Genomic DNA, 7804 nt, shown 5'->3' with positions numbered 1-7804 from the left:
CTCAATGACCATGGTTCGCCAGATCGTCATCGTCTTGGCGCTTATTGCCGCAGCCGGAGGTATCTGGTGGTTTGTCACCTCGTCCCCGACCGGCGGCAATGGAGCCGAATCCCGGCCGGCTCCATCGGCGGTAAAGGTGGAGGTCGCCGAGGTCCGGCTGGGCGAGATTGCGGAAGTGATCGAGGCGGTCGGCACGACCCGGCCCATCCAGTCGATCGACGTGATCGCCGACGCCAGCGGCCGGATCGACGAAATCCTGTTCGAGACGGGACAGCGGGTCGAGCAGGGCCAGCCGCTGGTCAGGCTCGACCGCGGCATCCAGCAGGCCAATCTGGCCGGAGCGGAAGCGGAACTGGCGGATATCCGCGTGCAGCTGGATCGGGCGCGGCAGCTCGTCACCAGCCGGGCCGTGTCCGAGGCGCGCGTCGATGAGCTGGAAGCGGCCTTCCTGGCTGCGGAAGCGCGCGTCGCGGCCGAACGGCAGCGCTTGCGCGACCGCACCACCAACGCCCCCTTCAGCGGCGTGGTCGGACTGAGGGAGGTCGATGTCGGCGCCCGCATCACCGATACCACCGTCCTGACCCGGCTCGACGACCTGTCCGTGATCGAGCTGGAGTTTCAGGTGCCGGAACGGTTCTTCGGAGCGATCCGCCTGGGCCAGACGGTCGAGGCGACCAGCACCGCCTTTCCCGATACCGTCTTCGCCGGGCAGGTCGCGGCCATCGACACCAGGATCGATGCCGTGTCCCGGTCGTTCCGGGTGCGCGCCGAGCTGCCCAATTCCGACGCCGGCCTCCCCGGTGGGCTGTTCATGCTGGCCCGCATCACCCTGACGACCCGGCCGGACGCCATCCTGATACCGGAAGAGTCCGTCATGGCCGAGGGCCGCTCCACCTTCGTCTACCGGATCGCCGGTACCCCGGCTGAACCGAAAGCGGAGCGGATCGAGGTTCGCATCGGCCAGCGCCGCGTCGGCGAGGTCGAGGTCGTGGAAGGTCTGACGTCCGGCGACCGCGTGGTGACGGCCGGACTGCAACGGCTGCGCTCCGGCGCTCCCGTCCGCCTGTCGGAGCCGCCCGGCAAAGCGCCCTCCGAGGGCAGCGTGGCGGAACGGGCGCCATGATCTCCGATTTCAGCATCAGGCGTCCGGTCCTCGCCATCGTCCTCAGCGCGCTGATCGTGGTGATCGGCATCGCGGCCCTGCTGCGGCTGCCGGTCCGCGAACTTCCCGACGTCGATACCGCCGTCGTCACCGTCACGACGACCTATGAAGGCGCCGCACCGGAGATCATCGACACCGAGGTCATCGAGGTTCTGGAAGGCGCCATCAGCGGCGTGGACGGCATTCGCAGCATCCGGTCCTCCAGCAGGCTGGGGCGCGGCCGGATCGTGGTGGAATTCGTCACGTCGCGCGACATCGATCAGGCCGCCAACGATGTCCGCGATGCGGTCGGCCGCGTCCTGGTCGACCTGCCGGACGAGGCGGACACGCCCGAGATCGTAAAAACAGACAGCGACGCCCAGCCGATCCTGCGGATCGCGGTCACCAGCGACCGCATGACGCCCGCCGACATCAACGACTACGCCAGCCGCTTCATCGTCGACCGCCTGTCCGTCCTGAACGGCGTGGCGCAGGTCGAAGTCTTCGGCGAACGGCGTTATGCCATCCGGATCTGGTTGAACCGCGAAGCCCTCGCCGCCCGGAACCTGACGGTAGCGGATGTCGAGGCGGCGCTCCGGCGCAACAACGTGGAACTGCCGGCGGGCGAATTGGAATCGATCTCCCGGCAGTTCACCGTGCGAACCGACACCCGGCTGACCAGCCCGGAGGAATTCCGCGATATCATGGTGGCCCAGGCTGGCAACTATCCCATTCGCTTGCGGGATCTGGCGGAGGTCGAACTGGGTGTCGAGGACGACGACTCCATCGTCAGGTCCAACGGCGAAGCCGCCGTAGGCCTCGGCGTCCTGCGGCAGTCGCAGGCCAATACCATCGAAGTCAGCAATCAGGTCCGCGCGGAACTGGATGCGCTGAAGCCGACGCTGCCGGAGGGCATGTCGATCATGGTCAGCTCCGACGACGCGCTATTCATTTCCCAGTCCATCGAGGAAGTGGTGATAGCGCTCGGCATGTCGGTGCTGCTGGTCATCGCGGTGATCTTCCTGTTCCTGCACTCCGTGCGGGCGACGATCGTGCCCGCCGTCACCATTCCGGTCGCCGTGATCGGCACCCTGGCCTTCATCTATGCCTTCGGCTTCTCGATCAACATCCTGACGCTGCTGGCGTTGCTGCTCGCCATCGGGCTGGTGGTGGACGACGCCATCGTGGTGCTGGAGAACATCCAGCGCCGGGTCGAGGCCGGTGAAAAGCCGCTGGCGGCGGCCTTCCTGGGAACCCGGCAGGTGACATTCGCCGTTATCGCGACCTCGCTGACCCTGATCGCCGTGTTCGTGCCGATCTCCACGCTGGAAGGGCAGGTCGGCCGCCTCTTCGCCGAATTCGGGCTGGTCATGGCGGCGGCCGTCGCGATCTCGACCTTCGTGGCGCTGTCGCTCTGCGCGATGCTGTGCTCCAAGCTGCTGCGCGGCACCGAGAAACCGGGGAGGATCGGGCGGTCGCTGGAGAGTGCCTTCAACGGCATGGCCAACGGCTATCGCCGCATGCTCGACCGTGCGATCCGGGCGCCGGTCGTCGTGCTGGCGGTCGCGGGGGTGATTTCCGCCGGCACGGTCTTTCTATACGACGCCTTGCCGCGTGAGCTGACGCCGACCGAGGACCGGGGCGTCTTCTTCATTCCGGTGACCTCCCCCGAAGGCGCCACCGCCGGCTACACCGACGCCAACATCGCCCGGATCGAGGATGTCCTGGCCCCGCTCCAGGCCTCCGGGGAGGCGCAGCGCGTGTTCACGATCGTGGGCTTCCGCAACCAGCCGGGCCGGGGCTTCGTCGTCGTCGGGCTGTCGGACTGGGGCGAACGGGAACGCAGCCAGCGGGAGATCGTCAACTCGATCATTCCCGGTGTCGCCGGCATCCCCGGCGTCCGCGCCTTTCCCGTCAATCCGGCGGCGCTCGGCCAGCGGGGCAGCAGCGCGCCGCTCCAGGTCGTGATCGGCGGTCAGGACTACGAGGTCATCCAGGAATGGGCCGACCGGATCGTCGAACGTGCGGCGGAGAATCCGGGACTTCAGAACGTCGAAACCGATTTCGAAGCGACCCGGCCCCAGTTCAACGTGCGGATCGATCGGCGGAAGGCCGACGATCTGGAAATCGGGATTGAGCAGATCGGCGGAACGCTCCAGACGATGCTGGCATCGCGCGAGGTGACCGACTTCATCGACAGGGGCAGGGTCTATCCGGTCATCCTCCAGGCCCGCGACACCGACCGGCAAACCCCCGCCGACCTGACCAACATCTTCGTCCGCTCCGGGGAGGACGGCGCGCTGGTGCCGCTCAACGCGCTGGTGACGCTGGACGAACTCGCCGCCCCTCCCGAACTGCTGCGCTACGACCGCCTGCCTTCGATCACCGTTTCGGCCTCGCTCGCCGACGGCTACGACCTGGGATCGGCGATAGATTACATCAACGCGATAGCGGAAGAGGAACTGCCGCCCGAAGGACGCCTCAGCTACACCGGCCAGAGCCAGCAGTTCCTGGAAACGTCTGGTGGGATCGCCATCACCTTCGGGATAGCCCTGCTGATCGTCTTCCTGGTGCTGGCCGCCCAGTTCGAAAGCTTCATCCATCCGCTGATCATCATGCTGTCGGTGCCGCTGGGGCTTGCCGGCGCTCTCGGCGCGCTGGCGCTGGCGGGGCTGTCGCTCAACATCTACAGCCAGGTCGGGATGGTCCTGCTGATCGGCCTGATGGCCAAGAACGGCATCCTGATCGTCGAGTTCGCCAATCAGCTGCGGGCGGAAGGAATGGATGTCCGGCAGGCCATCACCGAAGGTTCGGCCCTGCGCTTCCGGCCGATCCTGATGACCGTCCTCTCGACCGTTCTGGGATCGGTGCCGCTGATACTGGCAAGCGGCGCCGGGGCCGAAAGCCGTATCGCCATCGGCACCGTGATCATCGGCGGGCTGAGCGTCGCGTCGCTGCTGACGCTGTTCGTGACACCCGTGCTCTACGATCTGCTGGCCCGCTACACCCGCCCCGCCAATGCGGTGGCGGAAGAGCTGAGCGGTCAGCTCAGGGCGCTTCGGCAAACCAAGCATCAGCCTGCCGAGTGATTTGGATCAACCCGTCGCTCTCCGCATCATGCCATGAGCCTGGGGTTGAGGTGCTGCCGCCAGTACAACGGCAGGATCGATTTTCCATCGGCGGCAGGATAAGGTGCTGCTGAAAATCTCCATCGCAGGAGCGCAGAAGCCTTGAACGGCCACGGAGACAGGCTGCCCCCCAAAGCTTCGCCTGAAGACGAAAAACCGGGAGACGTATTGCACACCGCATCGAGCCGTCTTCCTCTCAAGCTTGTCCTGGTCGCCGGTCTTCTGCCGCTCATCCTCCTCGGGGCCGCGTTCCTGAGAATGCTGAGCGTCGAGAGGACGACCGCTATCGAGGAGATGCTCGAACAGAACGCAGTCGCCGCCGAGATGGCCATCAGCCTGTATGTCGGGCAGGAAACCGGGCGCCTCGAGGGATTGGCGGCCTCATCCTCCCTCGATTCGGGAAACTGGACTTCCTTCCGGGTCGAGGCCCGGCGCTTGATCGACCGGCATCCCCATTGGCTGAACATCATCGTTACGGACGACAGCCGGCAGGTCTTCAACGAGCGCCTGGGACCTGAACAGCCGCTTCCTCCCGTGCACGACCTGGACAGCGTGCGCACGGTTTTCGAAAGCGGCCGTCCTGCCGTCGGAAACCTCGCTCCCGGAGCGAGCGGCACGCTCGGAGCGGCATTCCGCGTCCCTGTATTTCGCAATGGCCTTGTACGATACACCCTGGTTGCTCCGGCCGCGCCCACGCTTTTCTCACGGGTACTCCGCGAACAAAAATTGCCTGCCGGCTGGACCGCTTTGGTCGTCGACGCGAACGGTATCGTGGTCGGCCACTCGGCGGATGCGGAAACGACGGTGGGTAAGCCGGTCGGCACGCCCTTGGCGGACCCGCTGCCGGGGGCAGGGACCATGACCGGCACGGTCAGCATGGCCGATGGCTCGGATTACCGCATCGCCGTGGCTGCGGCCATAGCACCGGGATGGCGCGTGGCCGTCATGGCGCCGGCGTCGCTGGTCGGAGCACCGGCGCGGTTCGGCGAGTATGCGGTATGGGGAGCGGTCGCAGGCGGAGTCGTCCTGGCGGTCGTCCTGATCGGGGCACTGCTCAGCGCAGCGACGAGCCGCCGGACGCTGGACAACCTGTCGCGCCTTCACGCTCGGGCGGCGGCGGGCGAAGCGGCCCTGGCACGGAGCGAGGCACAGTTCCGAACGCTGGCGGAATCGATGCCCGCGCTCCTGTTCGTCACCAACTCGGCTGGCGCCAATATCTACACCAATCCACGGTTTCAGGAATATTGCGGATCGAAGGCGCAGGATCTGCTCGGCGCCGGCTGGCATGCCGTGGTCCATCCCGAGGACAGGGATCGAGCCGCCTGTCTCTGGGACCGTGCCGTGCAATCCGGAGCGATATACGAGGCGGAGTACAGGTTCCGGCGTTCCGACGGTGGCTGGCGCTGGTTCCTGTGCCGTGCGATACCGCAACGCAACGATGACGGCACTATAGAGCGGTGGGTCGGCACCTGTACCGACATCCAGGCCATGAGAGAGGCGGAGGAGCGGCTGCACCTGCTGATGCGGGAGGTGGACCATCGGGCCAAGAACGCCCTGGCGGTTGTCCAGTCGATCCTCTACCTGTCCCGTGCCGACGATCCGGCCACCTTTGCGGAGGCGGTGGAAGGCCGGATCAATGCCATGGCGCGGGTCCATTCGCTGCTCTCGGCCAGCCGCTGGTCGGGCGTGATGCTCGGCGACCTGATCAGCCGTGAATTGGCGGCGTTCTCCACGCGGCGCCGCGTCGATATCCGGGGTCCGGCACTGGCGCTCAGGCCGGAGGCGGCCCAGGCAGTGGCATTGGTGCTCCACGAACTCGCGACCAATGCCGCCAAGTACGGCGCCCTGGCGGCGGACGGAGGCCGGCTGGCCGTCACATGGTCTCTCGGAAACGATCCGCGGGAACTCACCCTGGTCTGGCGCGAGGAAGGCGGACCTGCCCTTGCGGAACCGCCCAAGGGCAGGGGCTTCGGCATGGTCATGATCGAGCAGGTGGTGGGGCGTCAACTGGACGGGCGGCTCGAACTCGATTGGCGTCGCGACGGCTTGTGCTGCACCATGGCGTACCCGGAGGACTGTTTCACGGTGGGCGGCGTGGTCGGCGCACCAGCGGAGCCCGCCCCGGAGGCTGCGACCAGCCCGCCACCTCCCGCCGGCCATTCCATCCTGGTGGTGGAGGATGAAGCGATCACGGCCTTGGCTGCCGCGCAGACGCTGGAGGAGGCCGGCTTCACCGTCATAGGTCCGGCGGCGCGGGTCGGGGAGGCGATCGACCTGCTGCGGACAAGCCTTCCCGACGCGGCCATGCTCGATCTCAATCTGTTCGGAAGTCCGGCGTACCCGATCGCCGAGGCCCTGAAAAGCCGGGGCATCCCCTTCCTGTTCTGTACAGGTTATCAGGACCTGAACCATGCCGAAGGCATCATGGACGATGTACCGGTCCTCTCGAAGCCGGTCGCGGCAGGAAAGCTTGTCCGCGAACTGACCAAGCTCATCGCGGACAACGCCGGTCCGCAGGCTGCACAGCCGGCGCTCGGCGCCGATGCCCGGCGTCCATAACCGCAAAACGCAATCCCCGTCCTGAACTTCCGCTGCCGCAACGGGTTCATTGCCGACGAATGACTGTATCGGCCGACCATATCGGCACGGTGGCGTAAAGATCGAAACGGCGATGGGGAGACTAGAATGCTCGGCGCAATCACCAACTGGTCGACAAGCCTGGTCGAGCGGTATCTGCCCGATCCCTTCGTTCTCGTATTGCTGCTGACAGTGCTCGTCTACGCCGCCGGTATCCTGTTCGAGGGCGCGTCGCCGCTCGCCATGGCGCGCTATTGGGGCGGCGGGTTCTGGCAGCTGCTGGAGTTCGCCATGCAGATGGTGCTGGTGCTGGTGACCGGTTTCGTGCTGGCCAGCACGCCCTTCTTCCGGCGGATGCTTTCCGCCATCGCAAGGCTGGCGAAGACGCCGAGTCAGGCGATCGTCATCGTCACGCTGGTGTCGCTGGCGGCGAGCTGGATCAACTGGGGCTTCGGCCTCGTCATCGGCGCCTTGTTCGCCCGGCAGCTCGCCCGCGCCGTTCCCGATGTGGATTACCGGCTGCTGATCGCCAGCGCCTATTCCGGTTTCGTGATCTGGCACGGCGGCTTGTCCGGCTCGGTTCCCCTGACCATCGCCACCCCCGGCCATTTCACGGAGAAGCTGATCGGGATCGTGCCGGCCAGCCAGACGATCTTCAGCAGCTACAACCTGATCATCGTCGGTGCGCTGTTCATCCTGATCCCGCTGACCAACCGCTTGATGCTAGGCCATGGCGGCCGGCCCGTCCACGTCGATCCGGACAAGCTGGTCGACATGGAACCGGAAGACGCCGGCCGCATCGGGCGTCCCGCCGACTGGCTGGAGCAGAGCCGCGTGATCTCCTGGGCCGTAGGGCTGCTCGGGCTGCTGTTCATGGGGCTCTACGTGGCCGACAAGGGATTGGCGCTGAACCTGAACATCGTCAACTTCATCTTCCTTTTCCTCGGAATCCTGCTCC

At 66.3% G+C, this 7804-nt stretch carries 4 protein-coding genes; all 4 read left to right on the top strand.

Annotation, left to right across the window (positions count from 1 at the left end):
- Positions 1 to 1123 (top strand): efflux RND transporter periplasmic adaptor subunit (locus tag AC5JJ6_RS32420; protein WP_496046002.1); only part of this gene is annotated, 1123 nt, incomplete at its 5' end.
- Entirely contained in the window at positions 1120 to 4230 is a 3111-nt protein-coding gene (locus AC5JJ6_RS32415) for an efflux RND transporter permease subunit (protein ID WP_496046001.1), read from the top strand. The genes AC5JJ6_RS32420 and AC5JJ6_RS32415, both read left to right, overlap by 4 nt.
- A 207-nt stretch (positions 4231 to 4437) precedes the next feature.
- Positions 4438 to 6828: a PAS domain-containing protein gene (locus AC5JJ6_RS32410; protein WP_496046000.1), complete on the top strand. Its 2391-nt coding sequence runs from the start codon at positions 4438 to 4440 to the stop codon at positions 6826 to 6828.
- 126 nt (positions 6829 to 6954) lie between these two features.
- Positions 6955 to 7804 (top strand): TIGR00366 family protein (locus AC5JJ6_RS32405; RefSeq protein ID WP_496045999.1); only part of this gene is annotated, 850 nt, incomplete at its 3' end.

The organism is Skermanella sp., assembly GCF_059503625.1.
The sequence above is the reverse complement of the archived record's forward strand: the minus strand, read 5'-3'. Positions and strand labels throughout refer to the sequence as shown.

Bases quoted from the DNA above. Each gene is read 5' to 3' on its own strand.
- AC5JJ6_RS32415 (WP_496046001.1), top strand. From the start codon at position 1,120: ATGATCTCCGATTTCAGCATCAGGCGTCCGGTCCTCGCCATCGTCCTC.